Genomic DNA, 14,343 nt, shown 5'->3' with positions numbered 1-14,343 from the left:
TGGTCGCCCACCAGCCCCTCGTCGCGGAAGTCGAACCGCAGCGCGCCATGCAGCTCGTTGGTGCCGCTGCGGGTAACGGTGTTCACCCCCGCGCCCACGAAGTTGCCCTGGCGCACGTCGAAGGGCGCCACGTTCACCTGCACCTGCTCGATGGCGTCCAGGGAGATCGGCGCCACGCCCGTCCGCTGCCCCGGCGCGCCCGCCAGGCCGAACGAGTTGTTGAAGTACGAACCGTCGACCGTGATGTTGTTCAGCCGGTTGTCGGTGCCCGCGAACGACAGCCCGCTGCTCGCCTGCGGGGTCAGCCGGGCGAAGTCCTCGATGCGGCGGTTGACCGTGGGCATGGCGTCGATCTGCTCGCGCGCAACCGTCGTCGCCGCCCCGGTCCGGTCGGGGCTGAACACGGCGCCCGCCCGCTGCCCCTGCACCGTCACCTCGTCCAGGACCAGGGTCGCCTCGGCCAGGCGGAACGACAGGTCGGTGGTGGAACCCAGGTTCACGGTGACCCCCTGGCGGCTCTGGGTGCCCAGCCCCAGGCGCGCCACGGTGACGGTGTACGGCCCGCCGACGCGCATTCCCGGAAGCTGGAACCGTCCATCGGCCCGGGTGGCACCCGAGTACCGGGTTCCGGAGGGCTGGTGGACGGCGGTCACGCTGGCGCCCGCCACGGGCTCGCCGGTGCTCGAGGCCACCGTGCCGCTGAGCGACCCGGTGGTCACCTGGGCCCATGCCGCCCGGGGCGCCAGCAACCCGGCCAGCGCCGCGATCAGCAGCACCACACAACGAGATGCTCGGTTCATCGGAGTCATTCCTGTGGACGGGGTTTCCGCGAGGGGGTGGGACGAGAGCCGGGAGGTGCGCCGCACCACGACCTGTCCCGGGGCCGGCGGTCACGACGCACGTTGAATCCTACAGGCGAACAGGGCAAGGGGGAAGGACCCTGGTTCCGGAGTACCCGCGGCTCCGCTTCGCCCCCGCGGGAATGGACTGCACCCTATCCATCCGCATGGCGCGGAAGGCGAAGCAGGAAGGTGCTCCCCGCGCCCTCGGTGGACTCCGCGGTCAGGTCTCCCCCCATGCTGCGGGCGAGGTCGCGGCTGATCGCCAGCCCCAGCCCCACCCCGCCCTCGGTGCGCGTGAGGCGGGCGTCCACCTGGAAGAAGGGCTCGAACACCCTGCGCAGCCCCTCCTCCGAAATGCCGATCCCCGTGTCCGTGACGGAGATCGCGACCGCGTGGGGCTCGGCCGCGCACGCCACGCGGATCTGCCCGCCCGCCGGCGTGAACTTGATGGCGTTGCTGAGCAGGTTGAGCAGGATCTGCTGAACCTTCGCCGGGTCGGCGTACACCGTGAGGTCCGGGTCGCACTCGCCGGGGGCGCGGACCAGCCCCTTCGCCACGAGCTGCGGAAGCACCAGCGCCTCCGCGGCGGCGATCATCTCCCCCACGGGTGCGTGCTCGGGGAAGTACTGGGGGGCGGCCGATTCGCTGCGCGCAAAGTTGAGCACGTCGTTGATGAGCCCCAGCAGGTGCTTGGTGCTGCGCTGGATGCGCTCGAGGGCCTGGCGCTGCGCCGCGGTCACGGGCCCGTGCACGCCCATGTCGATGAGCTCGGTGTAGCCGCCGATGGCGTTCAGCGGCGTGCGCAGCTCGTGGCTCATCACCGACAGGAACTCGCTCTTGCCGCGGTTCGCCGTTTCCGCGGTCTCCCTCGCCTGCCGCTCCGCCGCGAAGAGCCGCGCATTGTCGATGGCCACGGCCGCGCGCCGCGCCAGGTCCTCGCCAAAAGCAAGGTCCTCCGGCCCGAAGCGCCGGCCGGACTCGGCCTGTACCAGCGAGAGGGCGCCGATGGTGCGCCCGCGGACGGTGAGGGGAAGCGAGAGGTGCGACCGGAACCCCGTCTGGCGCAGGGCGGCCAGGTGCTCCTCGTCCATCGCCACCGCCTCGAACACGCCGTCGGGGATCTCCGGCACCAGCTCCGGCGCGCCCGAGCGCACCACCTGCGCGGTGCCGTACGGGGCGGCGGGGTCGATGGGGTACTTGGCGAGAAGCTCCTGCGCCCACGCGACCCGCTCCGGATCGCCGTGGTGGATGGCCGCCGGCTCGATGCGGCCGCTCTCGGTGACCAGCTCCACGAAGCACCAGTCCGCCACGCGCGGCACCACCAGGCGCGCGAGCGCGCCGAGGGTGGCCCCGATGTCCAGCGACTCGGCGAGCACCGCGCCCGACTCGGCGAGAACCTCCGCCCGCTCGCGGAGCCGCTGCTCGGCTTCCAGGGCCCGGGCTCGCTCCAGCGCCTGGGCCGCCTGCTCGCCCAGGGTGAGGAGAACGGCGAGTTCGGACTCGTCGAAGTGCTGCTCCCGGGCAAAGCTGAAGGACAGCCCGCCGATCACCTGGCCCCGCGCGCCGACCGGGATGGCGAGGTAGGCCTCGGTACGGGCCCGGCCGAACTCGGCGGCCATCCCGGGGTAGCGCGCCTCCACCTCCGCGCGGCTGGCCATGATGCGCGGCCGGCCCTCTCGGACCGCGTCGGAAAGCGGACGCCCGGGCGTGAGCGGAAAGCGGGCCCAGCGCGCGGCCACCTCGGCGGCGTAGCCGTGCGAGTGCAGGATCTGGAATTCGCTTCCCCCGCCGGCCAGGAGTCCCAGCGACCCGGCGCTCGCCCCCAGCACCTCCATCCCGTACTCCACGCAGGCGCGTGCCACCTGCGCGATGCCGGACGACTCGTTGAGCGCCGCGGCGAACGCCTGCAGAAGGCGCGACCGGTTCGCCGCGCGCTCGCTGGCGCGGAGCAGCTGCGCGTTCTCCACCGCGGTCGCCGCCCGCCGGCCCAGGTCCTCGGCGACGGCCAGGTCCGCGGCGGTGAAGCGGCGGCCCGTCTCGGCCGACACCAGCATCAGGGCGCCGACCTGCCGCTCCCTCACCGCCAGCGGCACGATGATGGCCGAGGTGAAGCCGATCTCCCGCAGCAGCGCGAGGTGCGTCTCGTCGCGAGCCGCGGCCACGAGCATCTCATCCGGGATGTGCTCGTAGAACTCGGACCGGCCGGTACGCAGCACCGCGGGGATGCCCGTCGCCGCATCGGGATCAGGCGGGTACCGGCGGGTGATCTCCTCCGCCCAGGCAACTTTCGCCGGGTCCCGGTGCGCCACCGACCGGCTCCGCCGCGGCCCGTCGGCGACCTCCACCGCGCACCAGTCCGCCAGCCGCTCCACCGCCAGGTTCGCCACGCTCCGCAGCGTGGCCTCGTAGTCCAGCGACGACCCCAGGATCTCGCTGGCGTGCGACAGGAACGCCAGCCGGTCCCGCGCCGCATGCGCTTCTTCCGTGGCGGCGCGCAGCTCCTGGTTGGTGGCCTCCAGCTGCTCGTTGAGCGAGTGCGCTTCCTCTACCTGCTGCTCCAGCTCGACCGCCTGCTCCTGGAGAAGCGTTTCCACCCGCTTGCGCTCGGTGATGTCCAGCACCATCCCCACGGTGTGGAGCGGGGCCCCGTCATCGCCTCGGACGAGCGACACGACCAGGTCTGCCCACACGACGCCGCCGCCCTTGCGGATGTAGCGCGTTTCGGTCCGGTAGCTGTCGCTGCCCCCCGCGATCAGCTCCTCGTAGAGCGCCCGGTTCCGGTCGCGGTCTTCCGGATGCGTGATGCCGTGGAACCCGGTGTCGCGCAGCTCCTGCAGCGAGTAGCGGAGCATGCGCGACAGCGCGGGATTGATCGCCACCGGCACCCGGTCCAGCCCTCCGAGCGCGATGCCGATGCCGGCATGCTCGAAGGTCGCGCGGAACAGGGCCTCGCTGCGGCGGAGCGCGGCCTCGGCACGGTGCCGTGCGGTGACGTCCAGGACGTGGACGACGATTCCCCACACCCGGCCCGCGGCGTCGGTGAGCGGCTGATAGGTGAAGTCCACCACGTGCGACTCCACCTGGCCGTCGCCGTCGTCGTCCCACTCGGCGGCGACCCCGGCGCCTTCCACGGTCTGCCCCGTCGCGAATGCACGGTCCAGCATGGCCGTGAAGCCCTGCGCGTGCAGCTCGGGAAGTGCCTCGCGGAAGGGGCGCCCGATCAGGTCGCGTCCCCCGACGATGCGGCGGTACGCGGCGGAGGCGGCAACCACGACGTGGTCCGCCCCTTCGTACACGGCGGCCGCGGAGGGAAACTGCTCGACGACGGACCGGAAACGCGCGTGGTCTTCGTCGAGGAGAGTGGTGGAATTCACGGCGTTCGAGGGGTGCGGCTTGGCCCGGGCCGCCGGGAGATCGGCGGCGCGGGTGCGCGGGGCGGTGCAAGTTGCGTGCGGTGCGGCGTCCGAGCCCTGGTGCGATCGTCATCGGGCGGAAAGCTTCAGCGTGAGTGTGCTTCCCACGCCGCGCGCTCTCCACCACGAGGCTGCCTTCCCATGGCGGAACGTCTCCACGGGCTGCGGGACGGGTTCAGTGCGTCACATGCAGCCGGCGTAGCAGGTGAACTCCTCCTCGTACGTATGGATCTCGCAGAAGCAGTCCGGGTCTTCGGATCTGCTCTCGCACACCGCGGCGCAGTTCGAGTACACCGAGCCGTGCCCGCCCACGGTCCCGCGCGTTTCTGCCTCGAGACCTTCCGTGGCAAACTCCTCTACCTTCAGCGCGTCGACGTTCAGCTTCAGCTTCCGCATTGCTCGACCCTCCTGTAGACGATGAAACCCGGCGGACAGGTGGAGGCAAGAGGCCATTCTCCACCCTGCCTGCCGTGGGGACCTGGAAGGTGCGCGAGTCCCGGCCAAGGCGCAACCGTTGGTCGCAAATATCCGTCAGATAAAGAGCCCTACACCCCTGCCTCTCGGAAACCAGCGTTCCTGCTCCGTCCGTCCGGTCGCGGGCAGCACGTTGTCCCCCGCAGTCGGGTGCGCGTCGCAGGTGACAATGAAGGTGAGGGACTTGCGCGTTTTCCGCGAACGCGGTTACTCTCCAAAATACAGTCTCAAATGATGTGCCCACCGGACACGTACTGCGTTGCCGCGCCCGCGGCTCTACGCACGCGATCCGCCTTCCTTCCACCGAGGAGAAAGAGCATGCTGGTCAGTGCCGAACCATCGATCTTCACGGAGCAGAACTGGCACCTGTACACCGCGGAGGACCACGCCGTCTGGGAGTTGCTGTACGCGCGGCGGATGGCCGATCTCCAGCGGACGGGGAGCCGCGTGTTTCTGAACGGCGCGGCCGCGATCGGATTGCAGGCCGAGTGCGTGCCCGATCTGAGCGACGTGAACCGCCGGTTGGAGGCGCGCACCGGGTGGGCGGCGGTCCCCGTGGTGGGCTTCATTCCCGCTCGCAGCTTCTTCGAGCAGCTGGCGCAGCGCCGCTTCCCGACCACCGTGTCCGTGCGTCCCCGCGAACAATTGGACTACCTTCCGGAGCCCGACATCTTCCACGACGTCTTTGGCCACGTCCCGCTCCACGCAGACCCGGTGTTCGCCAACTTCCTCCAGGAATTCGGCGAGGTGGCGGCGCGCGTCGAGTCGGAAGAGGGCGTGCGCCAGATGGCGCGGCTCTTCTGGTTCACGGTGGAGTTCGGGCTGGTGCGCGAGGATGGCGAGGTAAAGGTGTACGGCAGCGGCCTCATCAGCTCGCACGGCGAGGCGGCCAACGCGCTGGGACCCAACTGCGACCGGCGGCCGTTCTCGCTGGAGGCGGTGATGCAGCAGCACTTCGAGATCGACCGCTTTCAGGACGTGCTGTTCGTCACGGAATCGTTCGACCAGCTCTTCGAGGCGGTGGAGAAGGCGAAGCGGATCGTCCACTGACGGCGGAGATCTCGCCGAGTGTGAGCCAGACGGACCCGGCCTGGGCCGCGCACCCCAGCTGCAACGCAAGACGCCGCCGCTCTCCCGAGTGGCGGCGTCTTCAGCAACGTGCCGCCGGCGACGGTTAGCAGGACGGTGAAGGCCCACCTCCACTCGTCCGGCGCCTGGCCTCAGTGCGCTGCCACGACCCCGGGCGCCGCCTCGGCACGGCGGGTGGTGACGGTGGTGCCCACCACGAGCGCCGCGATCACCAGCATCCCGGCTCCGGCCATGAAGGCGGCGGCAAAGCCGTGGGTCATTGCGTCGCTCGCCCTCGCCGTGGCCTCTGCCCCCACGCCGCGGTCCTGCAGGATCCGGCCGGCTCCCTCGAACCGGCTGTTCGCCGCCACCGTAGAGATCGTCCCCAGGACCGCCACGCCGAGCGCCGCGCCAAGCTGCTGCGCGGTGTTGAGCATGGCCGAGGCAACGCCCGCCCGGTCCGCTTCCACCCGGTGCACCGCGGTCAGGGTGAGCGGCATGAACCCCATTCCCAGACCGAAGTAGGCCAGGAACAGCGCCGGGAGCACGTGCCCCGCGTACGACGAGCCGGCCGAGAGCCCCGAGAGCCAGAGCATCGCGCCGGCCGCGATCAGCAGGCCGGGGACGGACACCGCGCGTGGGGAGAAGCGCTCCAGCAGCTTGGAGCTGATCCCCGCGGCCAGGACGATCCCCACGCTGACCGGCAGCGACGCCAGCCCCGCCATCACCGGGCTGAACCCTTGGACTTCCTGCATGAACTGCGTCAGGAGGAAGAACGTGGCCATGAGTCCGGCGCCGATGAAGAGCACGGTCGCGTACGACCCGCTGCGGTTCCGGTCGCGGAGCAGTGCCAGCGGCAGCATCGGGTGGGCGCGGCGCGTCTGCAGCCAGATGAAGAGGGGCAGCAGGACCGCCGCGATCGCGAACGAGCCGAGCGTCACGCCCTCGCCCCACCCGTGCTCGCCCCCGCGGGTGACGCCGTACGCGAGCGCGACCATGGCGCCGGCACCGGTCAGCGCATCCACGAGGTCGAGGCGGCCTGCGCTGCGCTGCCCCTCCACCAGGAGCCGTGTTCCGGCGAGAACCGCCACGCCGATGGGGACGTTGATCCAGAAGACCCAGCGCCAGCTCAGCATTCCCGTCAGCACGCCGCCGAGCAGCACGCCGACCGTCATCCCCACCGCGGACATGGCCGCGTAGACCGCCATCGCGGAGTTCCGAGGCTTGCCCGGCGGAAAGGTGGTGGCGATCAGGGCCAGCACGTTGGGCGCCACCAGGGCGGCCCCCACGCCCTGGAGGGCCCGCGCGCCGATCAGCATCGCCCCGCTCATCCCCAGGCCCCCCAGCAGCGACGCCACGACGAAGATGCCGAGGCCGATGCGCAGCACCCGCCGGCGGCCGTACAGGTCGCCGGCGCGCCCGCCGAAGAGCAGGAGCGCGCCAAAGCTGAGCACGTAGGCACTGATGATCCACGGCAGCGTCGAGGCCGCGACGTTCAGGTCTCGCTGGATGCTCGGCAGCGCGATGTTGGCCACAGTATCGTCGAGGACGAGCATCAGCTGCGCCGTCGCCACTACGAGCAGGGAGAGGCCGAGTGCGGGCTTGGGCACCGAGCTGGCCTGCTGATTCTGGATGGGAACGGCGCTGGACATGGCTCCTCGGATCGCATTGCTGATACCCCCTGTGGGTATGCAAGTAAATTATATACCCCCTACCGCTATGTCAACGGTCCCCTCACCAGGACTACAACGAAGACGCCGCCGCTCTCCCGAGCGGCGGCGTCTCTGCATCACAGCCAGCCTCATGGAGGCGGACAAGATAGTTGGCTACCGCGACGAGGCAGGTCAGGCCTCTTCGACCCCTGCTTAGCCGCAGAGCTTGACGGGCAACCATCCGTAACCCGGTCTCGTACGCTTCTGGTGAGAACACTCTTGCTCCTCTGAGGACGGCGCCCGTTGACAGCCCGCGTCGGAACGTGTATTGTTATAACATGGATGCGCAATCACACGCTGTCGCGTTGCCGGTGTCGCCCGAACAGCGGGCGGCGATTGCCCTCGGGCGCGTGGTCAGCCGGCTGATGTACCGGATGGAGCAGCTGCTCAAGCCCTACGGGCTGACGCCCACGCAGTACAACGTGCTCCGCATTCTGAACGGCGCGGGCGCGGAGGGCCTCTGCGGAACGGACATCGGGGGCCGGCTGCTCTCGCCGGTGCCGGACATGACGCGCCTGCTGGACCGCATGGCCGAGGCGGGGCTCCTGGTGCGGGAGCGGGACCCCAGGCAGCGCCGCTTCGTACGGGCAAGGCTCACCGACGCCGGGCGCGAGATGCTGCTGGAGACCACTCCCGTCGTCGACGGCCTGCACCGGGAGCAGTTCCGCCGGTTCTCGCCCGAGCAGGTCGAGACGCTGCGCTCGCTGCTGGAGCTGTTCAGCGATCCCGAGGGCCCGGCCACCTGAGCACCACCGCCTGCCCCGGGAGGCTTCGCTTGCTGGATCGAGTGTTACAACAAACCACGTTCCAACACCACACAGGAGAAGTCGCCATGACCGCCATCGCTTCGACCCTCACCGCCCCGCAGTCCGGCCGTGCCCTTCGTGCGTCGCTCTGGGCCGTGCAGATCCTGCTCGCCGGCATGTTCGCCATGACCGGCCTGATGAAGCTGTCGCAGCCCATCGACGCCCTCGCGGCTTCGCTGCCCTGGGTGACCACCGTTCCCGAGATGCTGGTCCGCTTCATCGGCACGGCAGAGTTGGCCGGTGCCCTGGGACTCGTTCTCCCCTCGCTCACCCGCATCCAGCCGCGCCTGACCGCGCTCGCCGCAATCGGCCTGATCGCGGTTATGCTGCTGGCGTCGGCCTTTCACGCCTCGCGCGGCGAGTTCGCGATGGTGCCGATGAACCTGGTGCTGGGTGCGTTCGCCGCCTTTGTGGCCTGGGGCCGCGGCAAGGCGGCGCCGATCGCGCCCCGCACGGCCTGAATCAACCGAACGTCCACCGCCCTCACGAGGTCCCGATCATGAGCGACGCCAGCACCGATCTGATGCCGTACACCCGCGAGTCGCGCGCCCTGCTCCCGGACGCGCTTCGGCTGGGGCCCGTGCGCCTCGCCGTCGCGGACCTGGACCGCGCCGTCGAGTTCTACGGCGGTGTGCTGGGCCTCCAGGTTGCCCAGCGCGGCCGCGAGGGTGAATACCAGGTGGCGCACCTGGGCACCGGCGCCGGACAGGAAGACGTGGTCGTGCTCCAGGAGGAGCCCGGTGCGCGCCCGGCCGGCAAGCACCTGGCGCACACGGGGCTCTATCACGTGGCGCTCAACTACCCGTCGCGCCTGGAGCTCGCGCGCACCGCGCGCCGCATGGCGGAGGCACACCTCCGAATCGGCGGCTCGGACCACAAGACGCACGAGGCCATCTACCTTTCGGACCCGGACGGCAACGGGCTGGAGCTGGCGTGGGACGCCCCGCGCGAGGCGTGGCCGGCTACGCTGGCGGAGCTGGTGGAAGGGGTCAGTGATCCGCTCGACGTGAGGGGCCTGCTCGCCCTGACCGGCGAACAGCCGCCGGTGCCGCACGCCGAGCCGGGCCTGCGCGTGGGGCACGTGCACCTGCACGTGGGCAGCATGCCGCAGGCGCGCACCTTCTACGTAGACCTCCTGGGCTTCGAGATCCAGATCGACCTGGGGAACGGCGCACTCGTGTCGGCCGGCCGCTACCATCACCACCTCGGCTTCAACACCTGGCGAGGGGAGGGAGCGGCGCCCCGCCCGGCCGACGTCGCAGGGCTTCGCGAGTGGCGCATCTACCTGCCGGCCGCGGACGATGTCGAGGCGGCCCGGCAGCGGCTGGAATCGGGAGGCGTTCGCGTTGTGCCTGCTGGCCCGGATGCCTTCACGACCGCCGACCCCTGGGGCATTCCGCTCCGTGTCGCGGTAGATCCTGGCGCACGATGACGTACCCCGGCGACGACGAGGCAGGAATCGTCCGGCTGGCGGTGGACGCCGTCCGGGCGCGGTGGGCGCTCCCGATACTGGCGCGCCTGTGCGTGGAACCGACGCAGTTCAACCAGCTGCGGCGCGACCTGGCAATTTCGAGCAAGGTGCTCACCGGGGCGCTGCGGGCGTTGGAGCGCGACGGCCTCGTGGCGCGAACGGCGCCCGAACGCCCCGGCAGTACGGGATCGTACGCCCTCACCCCGCTGAGCGCGGAACTGCAGCCGGCCCTTCGCGCGTTGCTCCAATGGGCGCGGGCGCACGGGCACGAGATCGAGCAGTCACGCATCCGGTTCGACGCGGCGGCGGAGAGCCGATCGCGGAGGGAACGGGCGCCAGGATCTGCGCCTGGAAGCCCGGCTTCGGTGCCCACGTCTGAAGCGGCTGCCTGAACCGGCTCTTCCAACGCAGAATGCCTGTTGACAACCACTGTTATAACAGATATCTTCCACCATAAGCCTGTGACAACAGGTCATGTGCAAACAAACCAGGAGTGATTCCAATGACTACCGCCGCCCACACCGCTGCCCCCGCACGCCGCACCGGCCTTCACGTAGGCCTGTGGATCGTCCAGGTCCTGCTCGCGGCCATGTTCGCCATGACCGGGCTGATGAAGCTGTCGCAGCCCATCGACGCCCTCGCGGCTTCGCTGCCCTGGGTGACCACCGTTCCCGAGATGCTGGTCCGCTTCATCGGCGCGGCAGAGTTCGCCGGTGCCGTGGGGCTCATCCTCCCCTCGCTCACCCGCATCCAGCCGCGCCTGACCGCGCTCGCCGCGATCGGCCTGATCGTGGTGATGCTGCTGGCGACGGCCTTCCATGCCTCGCGCGGCGAATTCGGGATGATCCCCATGAACCTGGTGCTGGCCGCGTTCGCCGCCTTCGTCGCCTGGGGCCGCGGCAAGGCCGCCCCCATCGCGCCGCGCAACGCCTGACCGGCAGCCCACGTTCACCTGGTTCCAGGAGATCCGACCATGAGCAATCCCACGGACTTCATGACCTTCGGCCCGGTACATCTCGACGTCATCGACGCTGACCGGTCCCTCGGTTTCTGGCGCGACGTCGTCGGGCTGCGCCTGAGGGCCCGGGATGAGGGCGGGCTGCAGCTGGGCACCGAGGACGAAACGCTGCTCGTGCTGCACCCGGGGGCCACGAGCCGGCCCCGGCGCGGCTTCAGCGGGCTGTACCACGTGGCGATCCACCTGCCGGATGAGCCGGAGTTCGCGCGGGTGCTGGCCCGGCTGATCAAGCGCCGGTGGCCCATCGCCCCGACCGACCACGTGATGTCGAAAGCCATCTACCTGGACGACCCCGACGGCATCGGGCTCGAGCTGACGCTGGAGACCCCGGAGCGCATGGGCTCCATGCGCATGGTGGGGAGCCATCCCGTCGTCATCGATTCCGAGGGGCGGGAGCGCAGCGGGCGCGACCCGCTGGACGTGGAGCAGCTTCTTGCCCGCCTCCCGGACGCGGACTACGACCGGCCGGTGCCCTCCGGAACCAGGGTGGGCCACGTCCACTTCCACGTCGGGGACATCGCCGCCACGCACCGCTTCTACCGCGACGTCCTGGGCTTGCTGGACCACCTGTACGCGCCCCAGCTGGGGATGGCGGACTTCCACGCCGGGGGCCGGTTTCCGCACCGGCTGGCGCTGAACACGTGGCAGGGGGTGGGGGCGGCGCCGCAGCCCGCCGGCACGGCGGGGCTCCGGCACTACACGGTGCGGCTGGATTCGCCCGCCCGCCTGGAAGCGGTGCTGCGGCGGGTGCCGAACGCCGAGCGTGACGGGGCCGGATGGTGGGTTGCGGACCCCGCGGGGCACCGGCTCCGGCTCACCGCCTGACGCCGCCGTCCGGGCAGCGGTCATGTCGTTGCCGAGTACTCACCAACCGGTAACTACTACCCGCCACCGGGGGAGGAAAACAGATTCGGTGCCGTTCGGGCGGTCGGGGTCAACGTGAATCTTCAGCGGGAGCATCCACGCAATGAACGCCAGCATCGGAATCGTCGGAGTGAGGCGCGGCATCGCAGCGGGCGCGGCGGCGCTGGTCCTCGGGGTGGCGGGTTGTTCGTCGTCGGGAGCCGCCCCGGCCGGAACCGCGCCCGGGCCGGTCGCAGCCGACCAGGCGGTGGTGAACGCCACGAACTTTCACCTGCTGGACTTCGTTGCGTGGAACAATCGCGACGTCGACATGTTCCGGCGGCTCCACACCGCCGACGTGAAGGTGGAGTTCGCCGGCGCCAGGACCGAAGGCATCGACGCGCACGTGCACGCGCTGCAGCCCATGTGGCAGCCTGGTTCGCAACTGACGAACCACGCGCCGGTCGTTGCAGAAGGCGAGTGGACGTGCATGGTCGGCACGTCGGCCCCGCCGGCGAACATGAAGATGGTCACCGTCGCCCGGTGGCGCGGCGGCGCGATCTCCGAGGAGTACATCCTTGTGAAGATGCTGCCCCCCGGAACGCCCAAGCCGGCGGTAAGCGGCTCGCCTGTGGCGAGCATCACCAATCGCCGCCCCGAAATGAAGGCGCTGGTCGGCGCGGAGCCCGGCTGGAGCTGCACGCTGGAGCGCACCGCCGGGGGGAGCATGGTGATCTCGCTCCGCACGGCCGGCGGCGCCGCCGCGGAGCAGATGATTTTTACCCAGTAGTCCGTTCCGGGGACCGGCCGGCTCCGCCGTGCGCGATCCCTGGCAGGCGCAAACCAACCTACAGGAAGACGAGAGGCACAGGATGAAGATCGGGATCATTGGCGCGGGCAACATGGGCTCCGCCTTCGCGAAGCGTCTCGCGGCCGCCGGCCATGAGATCAGCATCACCGCGCAGGACCCCTCGCATGCCGAGCAGGCGGCATCTGCCGCGGGCGGAAACGTGCGGGCGGTGGCCCACGGCCAGATCGCCGCGGGTGCGGAGCTGCTCATCGTCGCCACGCCGTACGCCGCGGCTGCCGAGGCACTGGGCGCGGCGGGCGACGTGAGCGGAAAGACGGTGATCGACATCTCCAACCCGCTCTCCGCCGACTTCTCCGGCCTGACGGTCGGCTTCACGTCGTCGGCTGCCGAGGAGATCCAGAAGGCGGTCCCGGGTGCGCGCATCGTGAAGGCGTTCAACACCGTCTTCGCGCCGGTGCTCGCTTCCGGGCCGGGCGCCACCCGGGTGCAGGTGCTGTTCGCCGGCGACGACGCGGCGGCCAAGGAGGCGGTGCGCGGCGTGATCGAGAGCGCGGGCTTCGAGCCCGTGGACGCCGGTCCGCTCTCGAACGCGCGGTACCTGGAGCCGCTGGGGATGCTCAACATCTACCTCGGCTTCATGGCCGGCCGCGGTACCGGCATCGCGCCCGGGTGGCAGTCCGTCGGCTGACCGGAACCGCGGCCGGGTTCGCCCGCGGCGCCGGGGCGTGGCTCGCGGGAGAGCCGCGCGCCGCGCGCCCGGGCGCCGGTTCCCTCGTCCTCATCCAGCACGCCAGAAAGGACACACGACCATGCGAGTCGAAGGCATCACCTGGCACGCCCTGACCCTCGATGACACGCAGTTCGCCGCCATGAAGAAGCTGGCCGCGGAAACGCTCGGCCTCGCGCCCATGATGGAGCTGCCGGGCGTCAGCGTGTTCTCCATGCCCAATGGCACCATCCTCGAGCTTTACCTCCCGCAAGCCTTGCCGCCGTTCGGGTACAACGAGGGCGGTGTCGCGTTCGGCTTCCGCGTGGACGACATCGAGGCGGCGTCGCGCGCGGTGGAGGCGGCCGGCGCCGAGCTGTTGGGCGACATCAACCGGTTCGAGGAAATGGGCTACGCCTATCGGCACTTCCGCGGGCCGGACGGACGCGTCTATGGGCTGAATGAGCAGAAGGCCCCGCCCGCGTGAGAGGGGGCGTGCCCACGGGAGTGCCAGCAGACGAAATCACTCAGTAACCATTCGAAAGCCGAAATGATCGCCGTATCTGGAGCCACCGGACACCTGGGCAACCTCGTGGTTCAGAACCTGTTGGAGCGTGGCGTGGAGCCCGCCCACATCGTCGCACTCGTGCGAAGCCCCGAGAAGGCGAGCGATCTCGCCGCTCGCGGGGTGCAGGTGCGCCACGCGGACTACTCGCGGCCGGAAACGCTGGGTCCGGCGCTGCAGGGCGTGGAGAAGCTGCTCCTGGTTTCTTCCAGCGAGGTGGGCCAGCGCGCCGTGCAGCACGCCAACGTGGTGGAGGCGGCGCGTGCGGCGGGGGTGAAGCTGCTGGCCTATACCAGCATCCTGCATGCGGACGCCACCGCCATGCAGCTGGCGGCCGAGCATCGTGCCAGCGAGGAGGGCATCCGCGCCTCCGGCATCCCATTCGTCTTCCTGCGCAACGGCTGGTACCTGGAAAACTACACGGGGAACCTCGGGCCCGCGCTGGAGCACGGCGCGCTCCTGGGCAGCGCCGGGGACGGGCGCGTGAGCGCGGCGACGCGCGCGGACTTCGCCGGCGCCGCCGCCGCGGTGCTGGCCGGCGAGGGTCACGAGAACCGCATCTACGAACTGGGCGGCGACGAGGCATTCACCCTCGCCGAGCTGGCGGCAATCGT

At 70.5% G+C, this 14,343-nt stretch carries 15 protein-coding genes; 11 read left to right on the top strand and 4 right to left on the bottom strand.

Going from position 1 to position 14,343, the window contains the following annotated elements; genetic code table 11:
• From VIB55_RS09970 to VIB55_RS09960, 3 genes are all read right to left on the bottom strand, one after another.
• The coding region (locus tag VIB55_RS09970) for a carboxypeptidase-like regulatory domain-containing protein (RefSeq protein WP_331876504.1) at positions 1-800 on the bottom strand (800 nt) is incomplete at its 3' end.
• 194 nt (positions 801-994) lie between these two features.
• A complete protein-coding gene (locus VIB55_RS09965) occupies positions 995-4,216 on the bottom strand; it encodes a GAF domain-containing protein (RefSeq protein ID WP_331876503.1) in 3,222 nt (1,073 codons plus the stop codon).
• Between the two features lie 222 nt (positions 4,217-4,438).
• Positions 4,439-4,651 (bottom strand): hypothetical protein, encoded by a 213-nt coding sequence (locus tag VIB55_RS09960; protein WP_331876502.1) that lies wholly within the window; start codon positions 4,649-4,651, stop codon positions 4,439-4,441.
• Between the two features lie 396 nt (positions 4,652-5,047).
• On the opposite strand from VIB55_RS09960, the gene VIB55_RS09955 reads away from it, so the two are divergent.
• Positions 5,048-5,779, top strand: coding sequence for a phenylalanine 4-monooxygenase (locus tag VIB55_RS09955; RefSeq protein WP_331876500.1), 732 nt, complete (start codon positions 5,048-5,050; stop codon positions 5,777-5,779).
• Between the two features lie 170 nt (positions 5,780-5,949).
• On the opposite strand, the gene VIB55_RS09950 is transcribed toward VIB55_RS09955, so the two are convergent.
• Positions 5,950-7,449, bottom strand: coding sequence for an MFS transporter (locus tag VIB55_RS09950; protein ID WP_331876499.1), 1,500 nt, complete (start codon positions 7,447-7,449; stop codon positions 5,950-5,952).
• A gap of 371 nt (positions 7,450-7,820) precedes the next feature.
• Between VIB55_RS09950 and VIB55_RS09945 the strand changes: the two genes are divergently transcribed.
• From VIB55_RS09945 to VIB55_RS09900, 10 genes are all read left to right on the top strand, one after another.
• A complete protein-coding gene (locus tag VIB55_RS09945; protein WP_331876498.1) occupies positions 7,821-8,255 on the top strand; it encodes a MarR family winged helix-turn-helix transcriptional regulator in 435 nt (144 codons plus the stop codon).
• An 86-nt stretch (positions 8,256-8,341) separates the two neighbouring features.
• Complete coding sequence (locus VIB55_RS09940; protein ID WP_331876497.1) at positions 8,342-8,776, top strand: DoxX family protein; 435 nt, start codon at positions 8,342-8,344, stop codon at positions 8,774-8,776.
• A 38-nt stretch (positions 8,777-8,814) separates the two neighbouring features.
• On the top strand, positions 8,815-9,747 hold the full coding sequence (locus tag VIB55_RS09935) for a VOC family protein (protein WP_331876496.1): 933 nt from the start codon (positions 8,815-8,817) through the stop codon (positions 9,745-9,747).
• Positions 9,744-10,178 (top strand): helix-turn-helix domain-containing protein, encoded by a 435-nt coding sequence (locus VIB55_RS09930; RefSeq protein WP_331876495.1) that lies wholly within the window; start codon positions 9,744-9,746, stop codon positions 10,176-10,178. The genes VIB55_RS09935 and VIB55_RS09930 overlap by 4 nt, the downstream gene beginning before the upstream one ends.
• A gap of 110 nt (positions 10,179-10,288) precedes the next feature.
• The gene (locus VIB55_RS09925; protein WP_331876494.1) at positions 10,289-10,720 is read left to right on the top strand and encodes a DoxX family protein; all 432 of its coding nucleotides are present in this window, start codon (positions 10,289-10,291) and stop codon (positions 10,718-10,720) included.
• 39 nt (positions 10,721-10,759) lie between these two features.
• A complete protein-coding gene (locus VIB55_RS09920) occupies positions 10,760-11,629 on the top strand; it encodes a VOC family protein (RefSeq protein ID WP_331876493.1) in 870 nt (289 codons plus the stop codon).
• A 142-nt stretch (positions 11,630-11,771) separates the two neighbouring features.
• Entirely contained in the window at positions 11,772-12,437 is a 666-nt protein-coding gene (locus VIB55_RS09915; RefSeq protein ID WP_331876492.1) for a nuclear transport factor 2 family protein, read from the top strand.
• 28 nt (positions 12,438-12,465) lie between these two features.
• On the top strand, positions 12,466-13,146 hold the full coding sequence (locus VIB55_RS09910) for an NADPH-dependent F420 reductase (protein WP_331876491.1): 681 nt from the start codon (positions 12,466-12,468) through the stop codon (positions 13,144-13,146).
• A gap of 121 nt (positions 13,147-13,267) precedes the next feature.
• Positions 13,268-13,651, top strand: a complete 384-nt coding sequence (locus VIB55_RS09905) for a VOC family protein (RefSeq protein ID WP_331876490.1) — start codon at positions 13,268-13,270, stop codon at positions 13,649-13,651.
• A gap of 63 nt (positions 13,652-13,714) precedes the next feature.
• On the top strand, positions 13,715-14,343 hold a 629-nt coding region (locus tag VIB55_RS09900; protein WP_331876489.1), incomplete at its 3' end, for an NAD(P)H-binding protein.

The sequence above is a fragment of the Longimicrobium sp. genome (genome assembly GCF_036554565.1).
Classification (GTDB): domain Bacteria; phylum Gemmatimonadota; class Gemmatimonadetes; order Longimicrobiales; family Longimicrobiaceae; genus Longimicrobium.
This window is presented reverse-complemented; position numbering and strand designations above follow the sequence as displayed.

What these genes read in the sequence shown, in the direction of transcription:
- VIB55_RS09960 (WP_331876502.1), bottom strand. Translation starts at nt 4,651, where the DNA reads ATGCGGAAGCTGAAGCTGAACGTCGACGCGCTGAAGGTAGAGGAGTTT.
- VIB55_RS09955 (WP_331876500.1), top strand. Translation starts at nt 5,048, where the DNA reads ATGCTGGTCAGTGCCGAACCATCGATCTTCACGGAGCAGAACTGGCAC.
- VIB55_RS09950 (WP_331876499.1), bottom strand. Translation starts at nt 7,449, where the DNA reads ATGTCCAGCGCCGTTCCCATCCAGAATCAGCAGGCCAGCTCGGTGCCC.
- VIB55_RS09940 (WP_331876497.1), top strand. Translation starts at nt 8,342, where the DNA reads ATGACCGCCATCGCTTCGACCCTCACCGCCCCGCAGTCCGGCCGTGCC.
- VIB55_RS09935 (WP_331876496.1), top strand. Translation starts at nt 8,815, where the DNA reads ATGAGCGACGCCAGCACCGATCTGATGCCGTACACCCGCGAGTCGCGC.
- VIB55_RS09930 (WP_331876495.1), top strand. Translation starts at nt 9,744, where the DNA reads ATGACGTACCCCGGCGACGACGAGGCAGGAATCGTCCGGCTGGCGGTG.
- VIB55_RS09925 (WP_331876494.1), top strand. Translation starts at nt 10,289, where the DNA reads ATGACTACCGCCGCCCACACCGCTGCCCCCGCACGCCGCACCGGCCTT.
- VIB55_RS09920 (WP_331876493.1), top strand. Translation starts at nt 10,760, where the DNA reads ATGAGCAATCCCACGGACTTCATGACCTTCGGCCCGGTACATCTCGAC.
- VIB55_RS09915 (WP_331876492.1), top strand. Translation starts at nt 11,772, where the DNA reads ATGAACGCCAGCATCGGAATCGTCGGAGTGAGGCGCGGCATCGCAGCG.
- VIB55_RS09905 (WP_331876490.1), top strand. Translation starts at nt 13,268, where the DNA reads ATGCGAGTCGAAGGCATCACCTGGCACGCCCTGACCCTCGATGACACG.